The 23,714-nt window shown below is 32.0% G+C and carries 19 protein-coding genes; 3 read left to right on the forward strand and 16 right to left on the reverse strand.

What is annotated here, in order from left to right; genetic code table 11:
- Nucleotides 1–132: 132 nt before the first annotated feature.
- Entirely contained in the window at nt 133–531 is a 399-nt protein-coding gene (locus GR162_RS02035) for a thioredoxin family protein (RefSeq protein ID WP_091128397.1), read from the forward strand.
- Between the two features lie 2 nt (nt 532–533).
- Here the strand turns inward: GR162_RS02035 and GR162_RS02040 are convergent, their stop codons facing one another.
- The 5 genes from GR162_RS02040 to surE all read right to left on the reverse strand — a co-directional run bounded on the left by GR162_RS02040 (nt 534) and on the right by surE (nt 5,338).
- On the reverse strand, nt 534–2,564 hold the full coding sequence (locus GR162_RS02040; RefSeq protein ID WP_160780800.1) for a ComEC/Rec2 family competence protein: 2,031 nt from the start codon (nt 2,562–2,564) through the stop codon (nt 534–536).
- A gap of 52 nt (nt 2,565–2,616) precedes the next feature.
- Nucleotides 2,617–3,102, reverse strand: a complete 486-nt coding sequence (locus GR162_RS02045; protein ID WP_066032933.1) for a C40 family peptidase — start codon at nt 3,100–3,102, stop codon at nt 2,617–2,619.
- A 6-nt stretch (nt 3,103–3,108) separates the two neighbouring features.
- Complete coding sequence (gene lpxB, locus GR162_RS02050) at nt 3,109–4,230, reverse strand: lipid-A-disaccharide synthase (RefSeq protein ID WP_008466483.1); 1,122 nt, start codon at nt 4,228–4,230, stop codon at nt 3,109–3,111.
- Nucleotides 4,231–4,296: 66 nt separating this feature from the next.
- Nucleotides 4,297–4,566 (reverse strand): hypothetical protein, encoded by a 270-nt coding sequence (locus GR162_RS02055; RefSeq protein ID WP_008466484.1) that lies wholly within the window; start codon nt 4,564–4,566, stop codon nt 4,297–4,299.
- Nucleotides 4,559–5,338, reverse strand: coding sequence for a 5'/3'-nucleotidase SurE (gene surE / locus GR162_RS02060; RefSeq protein ID WP_008466485.1), 780 nt, complete (start codon nt 5,336–5,338; stop codon nt 4,559–4,561). The genes GR162_RS02055 and surE overlap by 8 nt, the downstream gene beginning before the upstream one ends.
- Before the next feature lie 213 nt (nt 5,339–5,551).
- On the opposite strand from surE, the gene GR162_RS02065 reads away from it, so the two are divergent.
- Nucleotides 5,552–7,735 (forward strand): carboxy terminal-processing peptidase, encoded by a 2,184-nt coding sequence (locus GR162_RS02065; RefSeq protein ID WP_160780801.1) that lies wholly within the window; start codon nt 5,552–5,554, stop codon nt 7,733–7,735.
- A 188-nt stretch (nt 7,736–7,923) separates the two neighbouring features.
- On the forward strand, nt 7,924–8,613 hold the full coding sequence (locus GR162_RS02070; RefSeq protein ID WP_370516227.1) for a DNA/RNA non-specific endonuclease: 690 nt from the start codon (nt 7,924–7,926) through the stop codon (nt 8,611–8,613).
- Here GR162_RS02070 and rpe read toward each other — a convergent pair.
- The 11 genes from rpe to rpsO form a co-directional block, all read right to left on the reverse strand.
- Complete coding sequence (gene rpe, locus GR162_RS02075) at nt 8,590–9,252, reverse strand: ribulose-phosphate 3-epimerase (RefSeq protein ID WP_160780803.1); 663 nt, start codon at nt 9,250–9,252, stop codon at nt 8,590–8,592. The two genes, GR162_RS02070 and rpe, sit on opposite strands and share 24 nt — an antisense overlap.
- 355 nt (nt 9,253–9,607) lie before the next feature.
- On the reverse strand, nt 9,608–10,471 hold the full coding sequence (locus tag GR162_RS02080; RefSeq protein ID WP_007804760.1) for an RNA polymerase sigma factor RpoD/SigA: 864 nt from the start codon (nt 10,469–10,471) through the stop codon (nt 9,608–9,610).
- An 82-nt stretch (nt 10,472–10,553) separates the two neighbouring features.
- Nucleotides 10,554–12,122, reverse strand: a complete 1,569-nt coding sequence (locus tag GR162_RS02085) for a hypothetical protein (RefSeq protein ID WP_160780804.1) — start codon at nt 12,120–12,122, stop codon at nt 10,554–10,556.
- Nucleotides 12,112–12,663, reverse strand: a complete 552-nt coding sequence (locus GR162_RS02090; RefSeq protein ID WP_160780805.1) for an RNA polymerase sigma factor — start codon at nt 12,661–12,663, stop codon at nt 12,112–12,114. Before GR162_RS02090 ends, GR162_RS02085 begins: the two co-directional genes overlap by 11 nt.
- Before the next feature lie 56 nt (nt 12,664–12,719).
- Nucleotides 12,720–14,036, reverse strand: a complete 1,317-nt coding sequence (locus GR162_RS02095) for a DUF1566 domain-containing protein (RefSeq protein WP_160780806.1) — start codon at nt 14,034–14,036, stop codon at nt 12,720–12,722.
- Between the two features lie 138 nt (nt 14,037–14,174).
- Nucleotides 14,175–15,968 (reverse strand): hypothetical protein, encoded by a 1,794-nt coding sequence (locus GR162_RS02100; RefSeq protein ID WP_160780807.1) that lies wholly within the window; start codon nt 15,966–15,968, stop codon nt 14,175–14,177.
- 14 nt (nt 15,969–15,982) lie between these two features.
- On the reverse strand, nt 15,983–17,209 hold the full coding sequence (locus GR162_RS02105; RefSeq protein WP_160780808.1) for a DUF4249 domain-containing protein: 1,227 nt from the start codon (nt 17,207–17,209) through the stop codon (nt 15,983–15,985).
- A gap of 4 nt (nt 17,210–17,213) precedes the next feature.
- Entirely contained in the window at nt 17,214–19,997 is a 2,784-nt protein-coding gene (locus GR162_RS02110; RefSeq protein WP_160780809.1) for a TonB-dependent receptor domain-containing protein, read from the reverse strand.
- A complete protein-coding gene (locus GR162_RS02115; protein WP_160780810.1) occupies nt 19,998–20,741 on the reverse strand; it encodes a hypothetical protein in 744 nt (247 codons plus the stop codon). It lies immediately after the preceding gene.
- Nucleotides 20,742–21,005: 264 nt separating this feature from the next.
- Nucleotides 21,006–23,150, reverse strand: coding sequence for a polyribonucleotide nucleotidyltransferase (locus GR162_RS02120; protein ID WP_160780811.1), 2,145 nt, complete (start codon nt 23,148–23,150; stop codon nt 21,006–21,008).
- A gap of 179 nt (nt 23,151–23,329) precedes the next feature.
- Nucleotides 23,330–23,596, reverse strand: a complete 267-nt coding sequence (gene rpsO / locus GR162_RS02125; protein WP_008466503.1) for a 30S ribosomal protein S15 — start codon at nt 23,594–23,596, stop codon at nt 23,330–23,332.
- Nucleotides 23,597–23,714: the final 118 nt, after the last annotated feature.

A 23,714-nucleotide genomic window follows, 5' to 3' on the forward strand; every position in this document is an offset into this window, starting at 1 on the left:
TGGTTTTTAATTCATTAAAAATTTTTATTGAATTCTTTTTTTGTGTTATTTTAGTTTTATTAACATAACCAAACCCTAAATTATATGCCTAAAAAATTACTCATCCTACTATTATTTTTAAGTCCATTTTGTATGAATTCTCAAAATATAATTTGGAAAACCGACATTAATGATGCTGTAGCCGTAAGTGCAGAAAAAAGAAAACCGTTATTGATTTTTTTTACTGCTCAAGGCGTAAGTCCTCAACTTCAAAATGAAATTTTTGCTACCCGAGATTTTGAAGAATGGTCGCGAAATGTCATATTGGTAAAACTAGACCTTTCAGATTCTTCAGCTTCTGATGCTGTTAAAGAACAAAACCTAATGTTGAAGAATGCTTTCGGTATAGAAGATATTCCTCAAGTGTGCTTTTCTGAGGTAACGGTCAGAAAAGGAAAGACAAACTTTAATAAGTTAGGAATTATTGGCTATACAGGGTCTGGCGTTAAAAGTTGGATTTCTGAATCCAATTCAATTTTAAATCCAGAATAAAATTATAATTGATAGTATCCCTTTTCTTTTGTTGAATGAAAAGGGATATTTTTTTTAAGACAGCTGTTTCTCCAGTATTTCTGAATTGAATTGGAATTCGAACCGTCAGCTATCACGATTTTTGGATGAATATGCAGTAACAGTCGATCTAGATTTATTCTCGAGGTTTGGGTAATAATTAGAATGTCTGGCTGAATTTTTTCTGAGAAAGCTTTAGTACTATCAATTATTAAAATTTTAGTATTTTTAAAGTAAAGCACATTTTTAATCTCTTTGATTTTAGACAAAGTAATTGAATTTCCAACGAGGTAAGAATTTATATTTCTTTTATTCATGTTTTTATCTATAATATTTCTACTATAGAATACTATGTTTCTTCCTAAACGCTCAGAAATAATCGTATTCTTTTTTTCATTGTAAACGATTAACTCTTCTTCGGTTTCAGTTTCGGCCTTAGTAAAAATGAAAGCAAGTTGGATTGAGATAATTGAAACAAGCACTAAAGTCAATTTGTTAAAGCTTGGTTTTTTAATCCAGACTACCGTACAAATTATGAAGAATGAGAATGCCCACAAGTGATATAAATTAAAGCTGATGTCTCGAATAACAAATGAGTCGACAGAAGCAACTGCATGAATCATGAAATTTAGCAAATAAATGCTTTTCTCAAAAATCATTATCATGAATAATGGCGGGCTTGTAAAAATAGCGATAATCATAACTACAATTCCTGCAATCATAATGAATGATAAGACAGGTAATATAATAATGTTTGTGACAAAAAATAAACCGGGAAATTGATGGAAATAGTAAAGGCATAAAGGCAAAGTGCCAATTTGTGCAGCAAAAGAAACGGTGAGAGCTTCCCAAATGTAAATGATTATCTTGTGTTTCGGTTTATAGATGTTTTTTAAAATGGGATGTAGCCAAAGTATAAAAAATAATGCGATGTAACTTAATTGAAAACCGACATCAAATAAGAAATAGGGTTCAAAAAGTAAAATCAATAAAATAGAAACTAGTAAAGTATGATAGATATTGCCGTTTCGGCGTAAATGACTTCCAATTGCAACAAAAGAGAACATAACTACTGATCTCAAAACGGAAGGAGATAAACCAGAAATTATGGCAAAACCTGTTAAAGAAATTAGAATTGAAGTCAGTTTTAAAAAAGAGCCTTTTCTTGTGTTGGGAATAGGTTTTAAAATGAAAGTGATGAAAAGCATTATAAAGCCCACATGAAGCCCCGAAACAGATAAAATATGCGTAGCTCCAGAATATTGATAATCTTGGATAATATCTTGTGAAATCTCTTGCTGCTGCCCTAAAATTAAAGCCAAAGCAACATTCATTTCAGCTGTATTAAATTTTGATTTTTCAAGATTGGAAATTATTCTCGAATGCAATTTTGCGTAATAATACCAAATGTCTTTTTGAACCGTTTTGCTGACCGAAATTTCTTTTTTCTGGCAATAGATCTGAGCATAGATTTGTTTGTCTGCTAAATATTTGCTGTAATCAAACTGATTCGGATTTTTACTGGGTTTGTTTTGCTTTAAAATGGTTTGAATTTTAATGCTATTCCCTACAATTAATGGGTTTTGAATGCTATCTTTCTGAACGTTTACAATTATTTTTCCCGAATAAGCTTTTCCTGAAATTGTTTTCACAAGACCAATGTAACGATCGCTATAATCGTTGCTCTTTAATTTTTCTCTTAAAATTAATGTGATAAATTCGGGATTTTTGAAAGCTATTTTACAATGCGTGTAATTGCTTTTTTGAAGACTTTGCGTGTGGCAGAAAAGTGTCAATGCTCCAATAAAGAAAGACAAAACATAACAGGTGTTTCCAAATAAAATAGATTTCTTATTATGCTTTAAATTCCAAAAGAAGGCACCGCAAAATGCTATAAAGCTAACTAAAACCCAAAAGGCAATAATCGAAATAGAAAAATGCAGGTAATAAGAAGCGATTATGCCAAGAATAAACGCAAGTGTGATTTTTACTAACGGAAAATCTAATACTTTCATGGCATAAAAGTATTAAATATTTGTAAGAAAAATAACAAATAAAATGAATTTTTTAAGGAATTACTCTATTTACCTGTTCGAAAGAATTCTTGTAATAAGGTTCTTTGGTAGAAGAAATAATAACTCCTTTTGAGGTTGACGAATGTACAAATTTTACTTCATCAGAATTGGCTTCTGTAATTAATCCGACATGGTTAATTTGTCTGCTTTTATTGGTTTTAAAGAAGATTAGATCGCCTTTTCGGGCATCGTTTAACGGAATTACTTTTCCAATTTTTGCTTGCTCATAAGAACTTCTCGGAAGTTGTATATTTTCACTTTCAAATGTAGTATAAACCAATCCGGAACAATCAAATCCGTTTTTTGTAGTTCCTCCAGCTTTGTAGCGCACGCCAATATTGTCGGTTGCTTTTTCAATTAAATTATTTACCAACGATCTGTTTTCTTTTTTAGATTCGTTTTTGTTTGCAACAGAAGAAGTTGATTTACAAGAAGTAAAAGCAATTGCTAAAAGCAGAAAAAGGAGTATTCTTTTCAAAATAGATTAATTAGTTTGTTTTAAATCGGCAACAATGAGTTTCGCTGTATTCTTACTTGCGCCAACTCCGCCAAGTTTTTGTTCTAATATATCGTAATTTTGCAGTACTTTATTGCGATAGTCAGGCTCTAATAATTTTTGGAGCTCTTCTTTAATTCGTTTTTTATTACAATCTCCCTGAATTAATTCCGTCACAACTTCTTGATCCATAATCAAATTGACAAGAGAAATATATTTTAAAGTGATAATGCGTTTTGCAATCTGATATGAAACTTCACTTCCTTTATAGCAAACAACTTCAGGAACTTTAAAAAGAGCTGTTTCAAGAGTCGCCGTTCCAGAAGTTACCAAAGCGGCTGTCGAAGAACGAAGCAAATCGTACGTTTTATTGGAAACAAATGCAATGTTTTTATTTTTTAAGAATTGCTGATAAAATTCGTATTCCTGACTTGGAGCTCCAGCAATAACAAATTCGTAATCCTGAAAATCATCAACAACGCTCAGCATTACACTCAGCATTTTGGTAATTTCTTGTTTGCGGCTTCCAGGTAAAACTGCAATGATTGGTTTTTCGCCTAGATTATTTTCTTTTCTAAATAAAGCTTCATCAAAGGCAGGCTGATTCTGAATCGCATCGATAAGCGGATGCCCAACGAAATCTACCGGGAAATGATGTTTGTCTTCGTAAAAGCTTTTCTCAAAAGGCAATATTACATACATCTTATCGACGTCTTGCTTGATCGCTTTAATTCGGTTTTCTTTCCAAGCCCAAATTTGAGGAGAAATATAATAATGTGTTTTATAGCCTAATTCTTTTGCCCATTTTGCAATACGCATATTAAAACCCGGGTAATCAATAAAAATGATGACATCTGGTTTGAACTCCGTGATGTCTTTTTTACATATTTTAATATTGTTTAAAATGGTTTTTAAATTGAAAACCACTTCAATAAAGCCCATAAAAGCCAAGTCGCGATAATGTTTTACCAGAGTTCCACCTGCTTTTTGCATTAAATCTCCTCCCCAAAATCTAATTTCTGCTTCGGGATCTTCAACATATAATGCCTTCATTAAATTTGAACCATGTAAATCTCCAGAGGCTTCTCCTGCAATTATGTAATACTTCATGTTGGTTTTTTTGTAAATGTGCTAAGTTGTAAATCCGCGAAAGCGCTAACCTCGCAAAGATAAGATTTAAATAACTAATGTCGAAATTGCCAATACAATCACGGCTAAAATCACACCTCGAGCCATGTATTCTTTGTTTCTTTTTAAAAGAATAGCAAATACACCAAGGTCTAAAAGTGTTCCTATGGTAATTATTTTTCCGAGATATCCGTATTCTCGAATCATTTTAAATCCTGATGAAATATCAAATGTGGTAAAAAATGTAATGAACAGATAGCTTCCTAGAAGAGCCGTAAAAATTCCGATTAAAAAACCGATTAGTATTTCTTTAGTCATTTAATTTCCAAGTATTAAGTTGCTGAATAGAGTGATGGGCAGTCAAGTCAAATTGTACCGGAACCACTGAAATATATCCGTTTGCCAAAGCCCATTCGTCGGTATCTTCGCCTTTGTCTTCGTTTACAAATTTGCCCGCAAGCCAGTAATAATCTTTTCCGAAGGGAGTTTGTCTTTTGTCAAATTTCTGCGCATAATAAGCTTTCGCTTGACGACAAACTTTAATTCCTTTAATTTCAGATTCTTTTAATTTTGGAAAGTTGACGTTTAAAACTACTCCTGGAGGCAGTTTATTAGCCAGAGTTTCTAAAGCAATTTTTTTTACAAAAGATTTGATCGGCTCAAAATCAGCGTTCCAATCAAAATCTAAAAGAGAGAATCCTATTGCCTGAATGCCTTCTATTCCAGCTTCGACAGCTGCACTCATAGTTCCAGAATAAATGACATTGATAGACGAATTTGATCCATGGTTGATTCCTGAAACGCATAAATCTGGTTTGCGTTTTAAGATTTCGTTTACTGCCAATTTTACACAATCCACAGGAGTTCCAGAACAGCTGTATTCTGCAATTGTGTCATCGTCTTTCGAAATTTTATCTATAAATAAGGTATTGTTGACTGTGATGGCGTGCCCCATTGCGCTTTGAGGTTTGTCTGGTGCAACAACGATGACATCGCCTATGGTTTCCATGACACTGATAAGGGCTCTAATTCCAGGAGCCAAAATACCATCATCGTTAGTTACTAATATTAGTGGTTTCTCAGCTTTCATTTAATAAATATTATGTGTAATTTTAACAATTGTAAGATTTTAAAAACAAATTTAATCACAGATTCTTCAGGATAAGTCACAAATCCTGCAAAATTTGTCAACTAAGGTAAAGAACTTTTTTGCGAATTAAACATTTTTATATCTTTAACAAAAAATTATCGAAGCGTTAGCTCTCGTGGCATAGTTTTTAACGTAACTTAGATAAAAAAATTGATGAATGCTATTATAAAGTTTATGAAAAGAAATTATAAGATACTCATAGCCGTATTGTGCTTATCGCTTACCTTGTTTGCATTTAAGATGAATGCCGATAGGACAATCGACCCAGATCCGAATAGAGACAAGACACTTTTAGAATTATTAGCATTTGTTATTGAAAAAGGGCATTATAGTCCAGCAGAAATAAATGATGAATTTTCAAAAGGCATTTTTAAGGATTATATTGACGCTCTAGACCCTTCAAAAAGATTTTTCCTGCAGTCAGATATTGACGAGTTCAAACAATATGAATTAATGCTTGATGATCAATTTTTGAATAAAGATATTACTTTCTTTAACCTTACTTATACTAGGTTGATGAAGCGTATGGAGGAAAGTAAAAAACGTTATAAAACAATTTTAGCTCAGCCTTTTAATTATAATGTTGACGAGACTTTTAATGCAGATTATGAGCACATTCCGTATGCAAAAAACTTAACGGAGCTTAATGAAAGATGGAGAAAACAAATTAAATTATCGACTCTTTCCTCTTTAGTGACCAAACAAAAAATTGAAGAAGAAAAGAAGAAAAAAGACCCAGCTTACAAAGAGAAATCTTTTGAAACTTTAGAAAAAGAAACTCGCGAAAGCTCTTTAAAATCGCTAGATGATAATTTTGGTGTAATTAAAGATTTGAATAGAGAATACTGGTTTTCTGTGTATTTGAATTCGATTATGGCTCGTTTTGACCCGCATACAAGTTATTTTGCACCAGAAGAAAAAGATCGTTTTGATGTAAATATTAGTGGAAAACTAGAAGGTATTGGAGCTCGTTTGACTAAGAAAAACGATTTTACTCAAATTGACGAGTTAATTTCTGGAGGTCCAGCCTGGAAAGGAAAACAGCTTGAGGCTGGTGATTTAATCTTGAAAGTTGCTCAAGGAAATGAGGAACCTGTAGATGTTGTGGGTATGCGTTTGGATGATGTCGTGAAAAAAATTAAAGGTCATAAAGGAACTGAAGTAAAACTGACAGTTAAAAAAGTTGATGGTTCTATTAAAGTAATTTCTATCATTCGTGATGTTGTTGAAATTGAAGAAACGTATGCAAAATCTAGTGTTGTTGAGAAAAACGGCTTGAAATATGGAGTAATTTATCTTCCTAAATTCTATATCGACTTTGAAAATAAAGACGGACGTGATGCAGGAAAAGATATTGCTCGTGAAGTAGAAAGATTGAAACAAGAAAACGTTAATGGTATTGTTCTAGACGTTCGCGATGATGGTGGAGGATCTCTTTCTACAGTTGTTGATATTGCTGGTTTATTTATCGAAGACGGACCAATTGTTCAGGTGAAATCTGCTGGTAAAAAGAAAGAAGTTTTATACGATAAGGATAAAAAAATCGAATGGGATGGTCCATTGGTTATCATGGTGAACAGTTTTTCTGCTTCGGCGTCTGAAATTTTAGCTGCTGCCATTCAAGATTACAAACGTGGTGTAATTATCGGAAGCAAACAAACTTACGGAAAAGGAACTGTACAAAATGTACTTGATTTAAATCAGTTTGTGCGTAATGCCAATTATGGTGATCTAGGAGCATTGAAAATTACAGGGCAGAAGTTTTATAGAATTAATGGTGGTTCTACTCAGTTAGAAGGAGTTCATAGTGATGTTGTGATGCCAGATCGTTATGCTTACTTGAAAATGGGTGAGAGAGATATTGATAATGCAATGCCTTGGGATAAAATTGATCCCGCTGATTATAGTACTTGGACTTCTAATGAAAACTTTACTAAAGCTATCAATAACAGCAGAAACAGAATTGCACAAAATCCTCAATTCAAATTAATTGATGATAATGCAAAATGGATTGATGTCAAGAATAAAGAAAATGTATACAGCTTGAATATTAAGAGTTTTAAAGAAACTCAGGAGCAAGTTGAAAATGAAGGAAAAAAATATAAGCCAATTTCTGATTACAAAAACAATCTGATTTTTAAATCGCTTCCTTATGAAGAAGAAGAAATGAAAGCAGATGCTTCTTTAAAAGAGAAAAGAGATGCATGGCACCAAGCTTTGTCTAAAGATGTTTATGTAGAAGAGGCATTAAATGTATTGGATGATTTACAAACTAAAAGTTTGGTAAAAAATACAGTTAATCCTAAAATGAAAAAGGATAAACTAGTGAAGTCTTAAGTTCGAATAGAATTTAATTTGTTTAAAAACGCTCTATAAATTTTGAATTTATGGAGCGTTTTTTTGTAAGTTAGCTTTTAAAAAATAGAAGGATGAAAGGTTATTTAGGTTTGATTTTGCTTGGTTTTGCATTACTATCATGTAAAAAAGAAGACGCAAAAAATACTAAAGAGATAAATAGTAATGAAATGGTTACTTTTAAAGGGAATTCTACTCACAAAGATTCCTTATATACCATTGCTTATCTCCCGACTTCGACAACCAAACAGATTGTAAAACATCAATATTACACACTTTCGTATAACGAAAAATTTGAACAAGCAGAATGGGTTGCTTATGAATTGAAAAAGGAATATCTGAAAAATAATGATTACAAAAGACCTTATTTTATTGAAGATCCAAAAGTAACTACAGGTTCTGCTGATTGGAGAAATTATAAAAAATCAGGTTATGATAAAGGGCATCTTTGTCCTGCTGGAGATATGGAATTCAGTAAAGAGGCATACAATGATACTTTTTATACGTCGAATATTTCTCCTCAAAAAAAAGAATTTAATGCCGGAATTTGGAATAGAATCGAGCAGAAAACTCGCTATTGGGCGGGAAAATACAATGATATTTATGTCGTAACTGGCGGAATTGCAAAAGATTCAGACGAAAAAATAGGAACCGAAAAAGTGGCTGTCCCCAAGTATTTCTATAAAATTGTTTTAGCTAGAAATGGTAAAGAGCACAAGGCAATTGCTTTCTTGGTTCCAAACGAGAAAAGTGATAAATCAATTTATGATTTTGTTGTTCCGATCGAAACTTTAGAAAAAATGACTGGAATTGATTTCTTTCCGAATCTTAAAAACCTAAAAAGTAGTAAGGACTTTTAGGTCTGCGATTGTTTGTGTTGGGTTTTCAGCTTTAAAAACAAAGCTTCCAGCAACTAAAACATCTGCGCCTGCTTCTACTAATTGTTTTGCATTTTTGCTGGTCACACCGCCATCAATTTCTATTAATGTTGAAGCGTTCTTACGTGTTATCAGCGCTTTTAGTTTCTTTACTTTGTCATAAGTGTTTTCAATGAATGACTGTCCGCCAAATCCTGGATTTACACTCATAATGCAGACTACATCAATATCGTTTATAATATCTTCCAATAAATCCACATTAGTATGCGGATTCATGGCTACACCTGCTTTCATTCCTTCCGCTTTAATTGCTTGCAGTGTTCTGTGTAAATGTGTGCAAGCTTCGTAATGAACAGTCAATCCATTTGCACCTAAATCTGCAAAAGTTTTAATGTAGCGATCCGGTTCAATAATCATTAAATGTACATCGATATATTTTTTGGCATGTTTTGAAATAGCTTCTAAAACTGGCATTCCAAAAGAGATATTCGGAACAAAAACTCCATCCATAATATCGATATGAAACCAATCAGCTTGACTGTTATTAATCATTTCGACATCGCGTTGCAGATTACCAAAATCGGCAGCAAGAACTGAAGGAGCAATAAGTGTATTTTTCATTGTATGAGTTGTGTGTTGTTTTATTGCAAAGATAAAGTTTAACCGCAAAAGTACGCTAAGAATTACGCAAAGTTCGCATAGCTTTTTTAAAGGTTGTTCAAGAATAAAAAGCATACAAATATTTGTGTGCTCTGTGTGTTTTTAAAATAAACGACAAAACTTAGTGAACTTTGCGTTAAGAAAATTTACGAAAAGAATAAAAATAAAAAACTCCGGTAATCAGCCGGAGTTTCAATCATCAATCAAAAAACGAACAGTCAATCAAACTGTTGTTTGCGGGAAAATTCCAATTTAAAATAACCAAATTTCAAGCCAATTGTAATTTGGGATTTTTATATATTGAAATTTAATATTATTATCCTAAGTAAGTTTTAAGGATTTTACTTCTAGAAGTGTGTTTCAATCTACGGATTGCTTTTTCTTTAATCTGACGAACACGCTCACGAGTTAGGTCGAAAGTTTCTCCAATTTCTTCAAGAGTCATTGGGTGCTGATCGCCAAGACCAAAATACAAACGAACAACATCTGCCTCTCTCGGAGTTAATGTTTCTAAAGAACGTTCGATTTCAGTACGAAGAGATTCGTGAATTAATTCTCTATCTGGATTTGGAGATTCGCCAGAACGTAATACGTCATAAAGGTTAGAATCTTCTCCTTCAACAAGAGGAGCATCCATTGATAGGTGACGTCCAGAGTTTTTCATAGACTCTTTTACGTCGTTTACAGTCATATCAAGTTCTTTTGCAATTTCCTCAGCAGAAGGCGGACGCTCATTAGATTGCTCTAATAAAGCATACATTTTGTTGATTTTGTTGATAGAACCAATTTTATTTAATGGCAAACGTACAATACGAGATTGTTCAGCTAAAGCTTGAAGAATCGATTGACGAATCCACCATACAGCGTAAGAAATGAATTTGAAACCACGAGTTTCATCAAAACGTTGAGCCGCTTTAATTAAACCTAAGTTTCCTTCATTAATTAAGTCAGGAAGAGTTAATCCTTGATTTTGATATTGTTTAGCCACAGATACTACGAAACGTAGGTTGGCTTTTGTTAGTTTTTCTAAAGCTCTTTGATCACCAGCCTTTATTCTTTGTGCTAATTCTACCTCTTCATCAGCGGTAATTAGGTCAACTTTTCCAATTTCTTGTAGATATTTATCTAACGATGCAGTTTCACGATTAGTTACCTGCTTGGTGATTTTAAGTTGTCTCATGTTGTTGTCTCCCTATTTTTTAAAGTGTACAAATAGTTATACGTAAGGAGTATCGAAAAAGTTACAATAATTATTTATTTTTTTAAAATTTATATGTAACTCCACATTGAATCGACAAACTATAAGGTTTTGGCGCGCTGTAATCTTTAAAAGTGGTTAAATAATATTTAAATATCGGGTTGAAATCTAATTGAAATTTATCATTTAATTTATAATAAAATCCCATTCCTAAATTAAATGATAAATTCATTTTATTTAAGTTTTTAGTCGAACCAATTCCTTCGCTTTTTAAATTATTTGAAGAAAGATAAAGCTGATTCGCATCTGAAATCAATACGCTGAATCCGCTAAAAGCTTCAATTCCGTATGGAGTTTCATCTTTTTTAATCGCATAATTGAATTCTAAGGGAATTTCATAATAAGATATTTTTTGCACTAGCCGAATATCTTCATCATTGTCCATAATATTATAAATATCATTATTGTTCAAAACCATATTTTCATAATTGATTGGCGATTCGCTGTTTATATGATTGGATATTTTTAAATTTATTTTAGAAATACCAGCTTTGAAACCATATTTTCCATACATAGTTTTAAAGTAAACTCCGTAATGAGAAGTTATCGGATGGCTTTTTGAAACATCATCAAAAGACTCATTTATTGTAGATTTTCCCGATAATGAACCATAAATCGCCGGTCCATAAAAAACAGAAACTGAAAATTCTGGTTCGTTTTCTCTTTTTTGCTCAGGATATTCTCTTTTAACATATTCTCTTTTAGGAGTTGTTTTTTTCTCTTCTTTAGGAATAATGCTGTCTTGTTGAATTGTTCTCGGATTGTCTGAATCTTCTAAACTTTCTGTACTAGTTTTTGTATTGCTTTTTTCTGAATCTTCAGTTTTTATTGGCTGATTTTGTTTGGAAACAATAGAATCATTCTGTCTTTTTTGAAGTATCGGTTTCTTGTTTTTGCTTTTGTTTTTTGAAATGCTATTTTTCGAAATACTATTTTTTGGATTCTTTAAAGCTGTTTTAGGACTTGGTTTTTTAGAAATTGCAGCTGTTTTTTTAATACTACTATTTAATTTCTTTGGAGCGCTTTTTGGTTTTTCTGAAATAGAATTAGGCTTTTTAGAAGTTGTAACAGTTTTATTTTTTCTGATGATTACTTTATATTTTTTTACCACTTCATATTCTTCATATTCATCTGTAGTGGTTACCAATTTTGAAGATTGCTTGATTAATTTTTCTGTTCGGCTTTTTTTAATTGTTGTTTTGGTTTCGCTTGAGTTTTCAACTGTTTTTTTAGTGATTGGTTTAGTTGTATAAACTGTTTTGTTTACAGAATCTTGTGATGTATTATTGTTAATTACGAAAGGCTGTTTTTGGTCATTCGTTGTTTCTGATTGATCGATAACGGTTTTATCTTTTTCAAAACCCAATGGTTTATTTTGATTTAATTCTAAAACCAAAATCGAACTTGCAATTCCCATTAATAATAGACTCGGAATAAGCCAGAATAAAAGACGTCTTTTTCTTTTTTTGTTTAAATCACTTTCAATTGAAGCCCATAAATTATTGCTCGGACTTTTGTCCAAAAGCTCTAATTTGTCTTTAAATATTTTAGCTATTTCTTTTTTATTTTCCATGGTTTGCTTGATAATTATGGAATGACTTTGTTGAAGTGATCTTTTCTTTTAGAATTAACTTTGCTCTATGTAAATTGGATTTTGAAGTGCTTTCGCTAATAGAAAGCATTTCGGCAATTTCTTTGTGGCTGTATTCATCAAGTTCATAGAGATTAAAAATTAACCGATATTGATGTGGCAATTCTTGTATTAATGATAACAAATAATCGATAGGATAATCCATTTCTGCATCAGTGATTGTTATGTCAGGAATATTATCATCTTTAATTGGTGTGAGGAAAAAGGAATTTCTATATCTGCTTATTGCCTTATTTATTAGAATCCGTTTCATCCATCCTTCAAAACTTCCTGTTGCTTTAAAGTTTTTTATGCTGGTGAATATCTCAATAAAAGTGTCATGGAGATTGTCTTCGGCTTCAGAATCATTTTGACAATATTTTAGACTTATCACAAAAAGACTTTTATAATAGAGATTATAAAGTTCTTCTTGTGATTTCCGGTTCTGCTTGATGCAGCCTTTTATGATTTGGTCTAAATTCAAAAATGAAACGTTTTATATTGTTTAAATATAAGAATCAAAAAATCTTTTTTGGTAAACTAAAAATATCTTACAGCTCTAGCTTTAGTACTGCTTTTTTCTGGAATTTTTGATGTAGAAGTTTTTTCTCCTGTCTTAAAATTAATTGTCGAAACTGCATTTTGATCAATTTCTGTTGAACTCCAATAAACGGAATCTGTAAAATTGCCTAAATTGCTTAAATATAGATTTTTATATATTAGTTCTAATTCATTATATGATGGTAAAAACCAATCGCTGTAAATATCTTGATTAAATAATACAGCATCTTTCGCCAAAAGAGTTCCGTTATTTAAATTGTTGCAGACCGCTGGATTTGTGTAGTAATTGGTTAGATTATTATGATAAATTACAATTTGCGCTGTATTATAATAACCGCTTCCAATTTCGTTATTTCTTGCTTTTGATATAGATGAAGCCACGCATCCCCATTCTAAATCTTTTAAATCTTTTGTTGCAACTTCTATATAACGCCATCCAAAACTATATTGGCCTTTGTCATAAAAAACAATTCCATTTGCGGGCCCTGTATCGCCAATTTTGTATGGATATTTAGTCTCATATAAGAGTTCTAGTTTTATGTTTTTATCCAACATTTTTATGGTCATGTTCATGTCGTTCATTTCAACTTCGCCATCAATACTCCAATATTTAGCTAATTCAGATTCGCCATCTAAATTTATATTTAAATGTAATTTATCATCGACAAATAAGAAAAACCATGTTCCGTTGTATGCTTGATTATTAAAATAAAACGCTAGAGTTGCATCTGAGTTTATCAAAAATCGACCACTTAAATAAGTATTGTCATTGGTTTGAGAATAAGCTACTCTCCAATAATAATCTAATGGTTTATCCAAAGGCGGAGAAATAATTCCGTTGCAATATGCTATAATATCTTCTCTAGTACAGTTTTTAAGAGCAATATTAAGCTGCGCATTACTATTTACAGAATAAACAGTATTATCAGCTAAAGTTGTTGAAATAGGATAACTAATACTTAAAGATTGATCAGTAGAAAGATTTTCTAGAATTTTACTGAATTGACTGTCACTCATTATATATTGCACACCAATAGGATTCTGATTGCTGTCGTAAACCTTTAAAGCTAAAGGATAAATGAATTCTACACATGGAGATGTTCCTCCTTCATCAAGTGTTTTTTCAGAAGTTGTGTTTTCTAATGTATTGTATAACTCGGAATCTTTTTTAATTAGTTTTCCAAATTCTCCAGTTTCTAAATTAACAGCTTCACGCGGATTGTCTTGAAATTCGCATCCGTAAATCATAAAAATGAATAGTAGAAGCCCTGTTGCTATTTTCGGAAAGTTTTTCATTGAATCTGACTTTTTAAATTCGGTTCTAAATAATAGTCACAAGAAGTTAAAAAGGTTGCGTAGAAAATGAATAAAAAAATAAGCCTTGATCAAAAATGCTTTGATCAAGGCTTAGAATATGTTATAAATGAAGAATAATTATTTTACAGTAATGTTTTTAGAAACGTAAATTGGTTGTCCATTTTCAGTAAAACCTTCCAAAACAACTTCAAAATTTCCTTTGATATCTGAAGTATAAAAAGACAATTGAACTTCTTTATTTTGTAATTTCACATCAGGTTTCCATAACAATTGATATCTGTAATCTGGAATTCGCTGTAATTTATTTCCAGCAGCATAATCAGGATTGTTATATACTTTTTGAGGATTTGGACGCTGAATTTCCATTGTTTTCAAATATTTTTTTGCATAATTTTCTGAAAATTCATTGTTTTTAGTTTCAAAACTAATCAAACCTCCATATAGATTTGGACCATAAACATAAGGCTCAGAAATTAGGCTTACTCTGTTTACATTCCCCATATTGTATTCAAAAAGGTCACTAGGATCCTGAATTAATAATCCATCAACAAGCACCATTGGCGGCCCGTACATCTCTAGGTCTTTTTGATCATTTCTAATATGAAGTTCATATTTTCCGTTATTTCTTCTGTAATAAAGTTCAACAAGAACTTCTACAATATTTTCTTTTAAAGTAGGAAATCTTGTGTAATCGTCTAAAATATAAGCTTTTTCGATTGTACTAAAAAACGGATTCATAACTGCTTCAGTAACTAAGCTATCTTTTTTGATTTGATAGTAAGCATTTTGAATTTGACTTGCCGTAGATCTTTCTTCTATATCGTTTTTTAGATTTGGAGATAGATTAAGTTTTGAAGTAAATTGTAATGAAGAAGCATCAAATTTTGGAAAAGCATCTAAATTAACGGTATAATCAGCTCTTTTCTCATCAATTACTTGTAAAATTGCATTAGAAAAATTAGGAAATTGATCCAATAAAAACGCAAATTTTCCTTGAGCATTTGTCTTTACAATTTTTAAAACATATTCTTTTCCAGGTAACGATAAAGCGATCGATTTGTCACCCAGATTTTGATTACTATTTGATGTGATATAACCTGTAATAAGTTCGGATCTTACTTCTGGAATATACGTAATTGTCCCTGGAGTAAAATTAACATAGTTTTCTGCAGATTTCTTAGCGAATTCTGCTGGTGTAAGCTGTTTTAAAGTTGGAATTTGATCTGTTTTTCTAATAGAAACCGAATAATTTCCTTTTTCAATAGTTTCAGTTAAAGATTTCAATTTTAAATTGACTTTTTCTCTCGTGTAATAACTTTCTTTATCAAATTCAAAATCTATTCTTTTGTCATTTCCTGTATTTGAATTTATAGTTTGAACTGCCGTTGCAGTATTTTGTGGGTTAACAAGATCAAATGTGATATTATCGTTTGGCTCTTGAGTTTGAAAAGGATTAATAATGAAAATATCTATTTCATGCTTTTGCGAATTTGGATTATTCAGCATCCATTTTGTATAAGCAATGACTTTGTAATTTCCAGTTTTTAAAGTTGTTGGAATAAAATATTCTCCAGTTCCAATTCCGTTATCTAGATATATTTTATTCTTTTGAAGTGATTTTTTCTCACTGTCAATTAATTCAACGTAAGCAATTTTACTTATTTGGCTGGTTTTATTGTTTAAAGGATTTAAGCAATAAAGTTTAAAATACAATGTTTCTCCAGTTAAAAAGCTAGTTGTGTTCGAATGAAGAAAAATAGTTTCTTGCGTTGAAATGGTTGGTATATCGTTTTTGTTTTGTGAATTCTGTGCATAGATAAATGCGCTTTGAATTAATAAAAACATCAAAAGCACCAAATGTTTAATTCTGCTTAGAATATAACTATTATTATATATTGGAAAGTGTTTCATGGATTTATAAAAAATTAATCTACCCAAAAAGGAGGAACAATATTAGATGAAAATGAAGTGCAGTCTCCACATGCCGCTTTTACCATAGAATAAGAAGGTGGGCTAGAAGATAAGTGAACTAAATAACGGCTTAGAATAGCAGAACGTAATTGCGTACCATTACAAGGAGGATCTCCTAAACAATCTTCAAATTGTCTGACATCACAATCACTTTCATAATATGGAGGAAGTGGTTCACCAGGAAATAAATCAGCATAATTGAAGAAAATTCTTTCTGATGAAACAGCAGAGACTTCAAAAAATCCAATTACTTTTTCAGATGGATTTTCTACAGATCGAATATTTCCATAGAAAAAACCAGGTTGTTTTGGAGAAAGAATGCCTCCTGAACTTGATAAATCTTTTAAGGTTTTGTAGTACGTGTGCGCGGCTAAATTTTGAATATATTGCTTTACAAAAATACTATAGCGATATGAGATAATATAGTTTTGATTGCTGATAAATCGTACTGGAAAATTTACTCTATCTTCGCTAAGAGTGTTGGTGTTGTTCAAAATTATTTCATTGGATTTTTTTGAAGAGAAACAGGTTTTGGTTTCTTTTTTTCTAAGGCTTACAAGGATGTCTTCTCTTGCTGGTTCTGCTGGTGTTCCTAACTCAGGATTTGCGGGAACGGCAGGAACATTTACAATAGACGTTTCAAAAGGACTCCATAATGGAGCTTCAATTTTGTATGTTTCTACGTATTCATATCGATAATATTTTGAACTGTTGCTTGGATCATATCCATTTACGTTTATCTGTACGCCTTTTTGTCCATTTACATTTGCAACAGTTGCTGTTAGTTTATCAATCTTGGTTTCGGTTGTCAAAACTTGTTCATCAGAAATGTAATTTTTCCCAGCACTGGTTCTAATTCTTAATTGGTACTTTCTTCCAGGTTCAGCCTTGAAGGGTGTCATTGATTCGTAAATCGTATCTTTTTCTGCAAATTGGTATTCATTTCCTTGATCGTCTGAAACAAATACATTTGCTCCCTTTTCAAGTCTCGGGCCGCTTTCTTCTAGCTGATACACCTGAGAAAGTCTAATGGTTTGATTTTTAAGTTCGTTTGTGATCGTTCCCTCAACTACCAAGGCACTTTCAAAATCAGTGTTCTGAAATACGTATTGTTCTGTACAGCTGCTGATTGCAAATGTCAGTATTAAGAAAAGGAATATTTTATATGTAAAATTTTTCATGATTTTAAAACTTGAAATTATAGGTAATACTTGGAATTGGTACAGAAAATATAGATGTTTTGTAAGCTTTTATTTGTCCTTCTTTTGTAACAAAAAATACAGAATAAGGGTTATTACGCCCCAAAACATTATATACAGAAATATTCCAAAAACTATGTGCTAACTTTTTGATTTTGTGATTTCCTTCTATGTTCAGACCAATGTCAAGTCTGAAATAATCTGGAATTCTAAATTTATTACGATCGCTATATAGAGTATATTGTTCGTTTCCATAATCGTATTTTCCTATTGGATAGGTAATGGGTCTACCGGTTTGATACGTAAAGTTACTTGAAAAACTGTAACGCTTTGTAACCTTATAGTTTAAAACAGCACTAAAATCGTGCGGTTTGTCAAAGTTTGAGGCAAAATATTTTCCATCGTTTACTTTTTCTTCATTAAACTGGCTATCTAATTTTATCAAGGATCTAGAATAAGTATATCCAAGCCATCCATTAAGTTTCCCAACTTGTTTTTTTACTAAAAACTCTACACCATAGGCTTTTCCTTCACCTTGTAAAAGTTCAGTTTCGATGTTTTCATTTAGTAACAATTCAGCACCAACTTTGTAGTCTAAGATATTTTTAGATTTTTTATAATATCCTTCCAAACTAAGTTCGATATCGCCTCCTTTTAAATTTTTATAAAAACCTAAAGAAACCTGTTGGGCGCTTTCTGGCTTAACATTTAAATCAGAAAGTTTCCAAATGTCTGTTGGAGATTGCGTTGTGTTATTAGATAGTAAATGGATATACTGATAAGTTTTGTCGTAACTCGCTCTTACCGAAAAATCATCTGTAAGGAAGTATCTGGCAGCAAATCTCGGTTCCAATCCTCCGTATCTTTTTATTACTTCATTATTGCCGTATGTTTTGGTGTCAATTACAGTCGCATCACTAATCGGAACATTTTCCTCATAAATCCGCTGAGTTGATTTTCCTAAAGCGGCATAAGTCGAATAACGTAAACCAAAATCAAGCAAGAATTTATCGCTTATTTTATAGCTATCTCCAATATACACGGCCGATTCTAATCCCTTTTCGGTTTCAACATCAACTGGAACCAATGTAGACTGTGGATTAGTTGGATTTAAATATCCTGGATCAACAGAGTATAATTTTGATGAAAGGCCATAACTGAATTTATGTTTTTCATTGTAAAAATAATTCATTTTTAACATTGCCTGAGTTTCATTGATTTTATAGCCAAAATCAAAATTATTCACGCCTTCAGACTGATAGTCAATATTGAATTTGTATTCACTGTTAGTAAAAATCATAGAACCTTTATTTTTCTCGTTGAAAGTATGGTTCCATTTTAAAGTTGCTAATCGGTTACTATATTTATATAGCGAATCTGAAGATACACTAAATTTGTCATGGCTATAATAAAGAGTGGACTCAATGTCATTATTGTTGTTTATTTTATGATTATATTTTAAAATAAAATCATAAAAAGAAGCTTGACTATTTTTTAGATTTTCATCGTCTAGGCTTTTTAAAATCCAATCAGAGTAAGTTGCTCTTCCTCCTGCTACCAAACTAGATTTTCCTTTTACAACAGGAGTAGAAAGCATTAAGTTGCTTGTTACTGGACCTATACCGCCTTCTCCCTGAAACTCATCAAAGCTTCCTGTTTTAGAGGTAATGTCAAAAACAGAAGATAATCTTCCTCCAAATTCTGCAGGAATACTACCTTTATAAATATCAACTTTTTTAGTCGTATAAGGATTTAAAGCTGTAAAAAAACCAAAGAAATGTGACGGATTATACAAAGTTGCATGATCTAATAAAAATAAGTTTTGATCTTCTTTACCTCCTCTTACATTATAACCAGCAGAGCCTTCACCAGCGGTTTTTATTCCAGGCATTGTTAAGGCCACTTTAAGAATGTCGCGCTCGCCAAGTACTAAAGGTACATTTTTAATTCCTTCAGAATCAATAGTTGTTACTCCCGTAATGGCTGCTTTTGCAGCTTTACTTTTGTTCGTTTGGATTAAAACTTCATCTAGCTGATTTATATCCTCGGTTAACGAAAAGTTTAATGATCCATCGTTATAAACCATGATGTTTTTAGTTACTTTATTGTAAGAGAATGTTTCTGTTTCAATAACATTTAAACCACCCGGTACCTGCAAGCTGTAATGTCCCTTTTTATCAGTAGTAGCAGAGTATTCTGTGTTTAGGATTTTTACAAAAACATTGGCAACAGGTCCATTATTTTTTCCGCCTCGAATAAAACCAGATAATGTATAAGTCTTCTTTTTCTGATTTTTTACTTCTTTACCAATTAACACAATATCTCGTATGTTTTTATTTGGATTTCTTGAATTGGTCTTTTTAATTGAATCATATTGCTGATAAAAAATAGGACTGACCATTTGCCCATTTTCATCTCTTACAAGGGGAATTCCAAAATAGTCATCTGGTAATTGGCTGTAGATGATGCTGTTGTTTGTAATAATAACTTTGTTCTCAGAAATGTAAAAGTTGAAACTCGTGTTCTTCAAAACATCTTCTAGAACTTCGCCAATTCTAACTTCTTTATACTGTTGCGAAATTGAAGTGCTGTCATTTTCAAGCCATTTTTCGTCAAAATAAAACTTGAAATAAGATACTTTCTCGATGTCTTGGATAGCAGTTTTTATATTCGCATTCTTAAATTCAACCGTTATTTTATCGCTAATTACTTGAGAATGGATTATTTGTTGAAAGGCGATTAAAAATAGAATAAAAGTAATTTTTTTCATTTAATTAGAACTTTTTTTTAAAAGACCATTGATTTGTTTTGTTAGATTTTCCATGAATTTCATTTTATCGGAACGTTCTAATTTTTTATCAGTTTTATAAATATTGCTGATATCTTTTTTATAGTCAGGGAAAATTTTCTTGAAATCTTTTTCCGATTCTACTTTGTAGAAATGGGCATTATATTTTAAGAAATAATTGATTTTATAAATGAAATTGTAATAGACGCCATCAGACTGAAATACCTTTACTTTTTCTTTAGAATGCTTAATATAAAGGGAAACGTTGTCACCAAAGTAATATTCTTCATAAAAACCATTAACAAAGACAGAAGTTTTGCCTTCATCGGGCTTTATGTTTACAAACTTTTTGTTTTTAATAAGGAAATAATCAACTTTTTCACTGATCAAATTAATCGGTAAGTTTTCTGATGGACCATTTTGTTTATAAACAACTTGATCGGCTAAAATGTCATATTTCAGATTGACATTAGAATAAATCTGTTTCTCAAAACTAATATCGCCAATATTAAACTCTTCGGTATAATATCTGTTTTTACCAACAATAGGACGAAAGGGGTCGCTATGAACTATTCCGTTATTAATATTTAGATTGTCTTTTCCGACCGCTTGGTCGAAGTAATCGTATATTGAAGATTTTTCAGATGATTGTGAAAATAGATACGATATGTTTAATAGGCTTGCAAATAGCGAAAGGCAAATCGCTTTTTTTTTGTAATTCTTCAAAGGAAATGTGATTTTTTTGTTTTTGGATTGATTGTTGCCAAAAGTATTAAAAAAATGTTACAAAAATCACGGTATAATGTTAAAATGTAATAAAAGTGTTATGAAATTACCTTAAAACAGGTAAGAAATATATTTGTGGTAAAATTTTGCTTTAACAAATAGAAAGAAGCTTTTAATTTAAAGATTTCCCTTTAAATTAAAAACCCCAATTCAATAAAGAATTGGGGTTTTCTATGAATAAACCTTTAGTAAACTAAGATCTGATTACTCTTTTTTATCCTCACGCGGAGGTCTTGGAACAAGTGCTTTTTTAGACACTTTTTCTTTTTTAGTTTTAGGATCAACTCCTAAGTATTTCACTTGGAAAACATCTCCCATTTTAACTACATCGGCAACATTTTCTGTGCGTTCCCAGGCTAATTCAGATACGTGAAGCAATACCTCATTTCCTGGTGCAGCCGTATATTCAACTACAGCTCCAAAATCAAGCATTTTAATAACTTTCACTTCGTAAGCTTCTCCAACTTGTGGTTTGAAGGTTAAAGCATCGATTTTAGCTAAAACAGTTTTGATGCCTTCTGGATCAGTTCCTAAAATTTCAACAACTCCTTGCTCATCAACTTCGTTGATAACAATAGTAGTTCCTGTAGCTTTTTGTAATTCTTGAATTACTTTTCCTCCAGGTCCGATTAATGCTCCAATAAAGTTTCCAGGAATAGTTCTCGTGATGATTTTAGGTGCGTGAGCTTTAACATCTGCTCTTGGTGCAGCAATTGTTTCAGTTAATTTCCCTAAAATATGCAAACGTCCATCACGAGCCTGCGCTAAAGCTTGTTCCATAATGTCATAACGTAATCCTTCGATTTTGATATCCATTTGGCAAGCTGTAATACCGTCAGCTGTTCCAGTTACTTTAAAGTCCATATCTCCTAAGTGATCTTCGTCTCCTAAGATATCAGATAATACAGCAAATTTCTCTCCATCAGTAATTAATCCCATAGCAATACCAGAAACTGGTTTTGTCATTTGAACTCCAGCATCCATAAGGGCCATTGTTCCAGCACAAACTGTTGCCATAGAAGAAGAACCATTAGATTCTAAAACCTCAGAAACAACACGAATTGTGTAAGGGCAATCTGCAGGAATCATATTTTTTAAAGCTCTTTGAGCTAAGTTACCGTGACCAACTTCTCTTCTTGAAGTTCCTCTTAATGGTTTTGCTTCACCAGTAGAGAAAGGAGGGAAGTTATAGTGTAAGTAGAACTTCTCTTCGCCTTGTTCAGATGGAGAATCGATTTGGTTCGCTTCTTTAGAAGTTCCTAAAGTTACTGTCGCCAAAGCTTGAGTTTCTCCACGTGTAAATAAAGAAGATCCGTGTACAGATGGCAAATAATCAGTTTCGCACCAGATTGGTCTGATTTCTGTAGTTTTTCTACCGTCAAGACGAATTCCTTTTTCAAGAATTACGTTACGAACCGCTTCTTTGTTTGTTTTGTAGAAATATTTTCCAACTAAACCTGCAAGATCTGCATTTTCAGCATATTCTTCTTCAGTAAATAAAGCTTTTGCTTCTTCTTTTACAGCAGCGAATTTTTCGCCTCTTTCAGCTTTTCCAGAAGCTTCTTGAGCAATTGCGTAGCATTTATCGTAAGCAGCAGCTTTTACTTTTGCATAAACAGCTTCGTCTTCAACTTCACCTTCGTAAGTTCTGTATTCTTGAGAGCTTAATTTTGCTCTCAATTTTTGTTGAGCAACAATTTGAACTTTAATAGCTTCGTGTGCAAATTTAATTGCCTCAACCATTTCAGCTTCTGAGATTTCTTTCATCTCACCTTCAACCATTGCAACAGAATCCATAGAAGCTCCGATCATCATGTCGATATCAGATTTTTCTAATTCTTCTCTGCTTGGGTTGATTACTAGTTTTCCATCGATACGAGCAACACGCACTTCAGAAATTAAGTTGTAAAATGGAATGTCAGAAACAGCTAATGCTGCAGATGCTGCTAAACCAGCTAATGCATCTGGCATAACATTATCATCATGAGACATTAATTGAATCATAACCTGAGTTTCAGCATGGTAATCATCTGGGAAAAGCGGACGCAATACACGGTCTACTAATCTCATTGTTAATACTTCGCTGTCGCTAGGCCTAGCTTCTCTTTTGAAAAATCCTCCTGGGAAACGTCCTGCAGCAGCAAATTTTTCGCGGTAATCTACCGTTAATGGTAAAAAGTCAACACCTGGGTTAGATGTTCTTGCAGAAACTGCAGTTGCTAAAAGCATACAGTTTCCTAAACGTACAACAACTGAACCATCGGCTTGTTTTGCTAATTTACCAGTTTCGATTGAGATGCTTCTTCCATCTCCTAAATCGATAATTTCTTGTGAAACTTGTGGAATCATAAATTTTTCCTTTTTGATTATACAATGGGTTTTAGTTGTGTTGTAGTTGTTGTTGTGTGTAGTTGTTGTTATCTAAAACCCAATGAAAAACCAAACTTTTTTTCTTGTAATATGCTTATTATAAACAGCTGTAATGTAAAAACAAAAAGAGGCACTCTCGCACCTCTTTTCTATATTGATTATTTTCTGATATTCAATACTTTGATAATCTCACGATATCTGTTGATATCTTTCTTTTTCAAGTAGTCCAACAAAGCTCTTCTTTTACCTACTAATAGTACAAGAGAACGCTCAGTGTTATAATCGTGACGATTTTTTTTCAAGTGTTCAGTTAAGTGAGAAATTCTGTAAGTGAACAACGCGATTTGACCTTCAGCACTTCCTGTGTTTGTTGCACCACCGTGTTGTGCGAAGATTTCTTCTTTCTTTTCTTTAGTTAAATACATTCCAATATTGTTTTAAATGATTTTTATGTATGTCAATACAACTTTTGTAAGACGGGTGCAAAATTAGATTAAAAAAACAAAAGAATCAAACAAAAATAAAAGAATCTTAAAATAGAGT

This window comes from Flavobacterium sp. HBTb2-11-1 (assembly GCF_009826975.1).
In the GTDB taxonomy this organism is placed as follows: Bacteria; Bacteroidota; Bacteroidia; order Flavobacteriales; family Flavobacteriaceae; genus Flavobacterium.

Bases quoted from the DNA above. Each gene is read 5' to 3' on its own strand.
- GR162_RS02035 (WP_091128397.1), top strand. From the start codon at position 133: ATGAATTCTCAAAATATAATTTGGAAAACCGACATTAATGATGCTGTA.
- GR162_RS02040 (WP_160780800.1), bottom strand. From the start codon at position 2,564: ATGAAAGTATTAGATTTTCCGTTAGTAAAAATCACACTTGCGTTTATT.
- rpe (WP_160780803.1), bottom strand. From the start codon at position 9,252: ATGAAAAATACACTTATTGCTCCTTCAGTTCTTGCTGCCGATTTTGGT.
- rpsO (WP_008466503.1), bottom strand. From the start codon at position 23,596: ATGTATTTAACTAAAGAAAAGAAAGAAGAAATCTTCGCACAACACGGT.
- surE (WP_008466485.1), bottom strand. From the start codon at position 5,338: ATGAAAGCTGAGAAACCACTAATATTAGTAACTAACGATGATGGTATT.
- GR162_RS02085 (WP_160780804.1), bottom strand. From the start codon at position 12,122: ATGGAAAATAAAAAAGAAATAGCTAAAATATTTAAAGACAAATTAGAG.
- GR162_RS02120 (WP_160780811.1), bottom strand. From the start codon at position 23,150: ATGATTCCACAAGTTTCACAAGAAATTATCGATTTAGGAGATGGAAGA.
- GR162_RS02100 (WP_160780807.1), bottom strand. From the start codon at position 15,968: ATGAAACACTTTCCAATATATAATAATAGTTATATTCTAAGCAGAATT.
- GR162_RS02065 (WP_160780801.1), top strand. From the start codon at position 5,552: ATGAATGCTATTATAAAGTTTATGAAAAGAAATTATAAGATACTCATA.
- lpxB (WP_008466483.1), bottom strand. From the start codon at position 4,230: ATGAAGTATTACATAATTGCAGGAGAAGCCTCTGGAGATTTACATGGT.
- GR162_RS02105 (WP_160780808.1), bottom strand. From the start codon at position 17,209: ATGAAAAATTTTACATATAAAATATTCCTTTTCTTAATACTGACATTT.
- GR162_RS02070 (WP_370516227.1), top strand. From the start codon at position 7,924: ATGGTTACTTTTAAAGGGAATTCTACTCACAAAGATTCCTTATATACC.
- GR162_RS02055 (WP_008466484.1), bottom strand. From the start codon at position 4,566: ATGACTAAAGAAATACTAATCGGTTTTTTAATCGGAATTTTTACGGCT.
- GR162_RS02080 (WP_007804760.1), bottom strand. From the start codon at position 10,471: ATGAGACAACTTAAAATCACCAAGCAGGTAACTAATCGTGAAACTGCA.
- GR162_RS02110 (WP_160780809.1), bottom strand. From the start codon at position 19,997: ATGAAAAAAATTACTTTTATTCTATTTTTAATCGCCTTTCAACAAATA.
- GR162_RS02095 (WP_160780806.1), bottom strand. From the start codon at position 14,036: ATGAAAAACTTTCCGAAAATAGCAACAGGGCTTCTACTATTCATTTTT.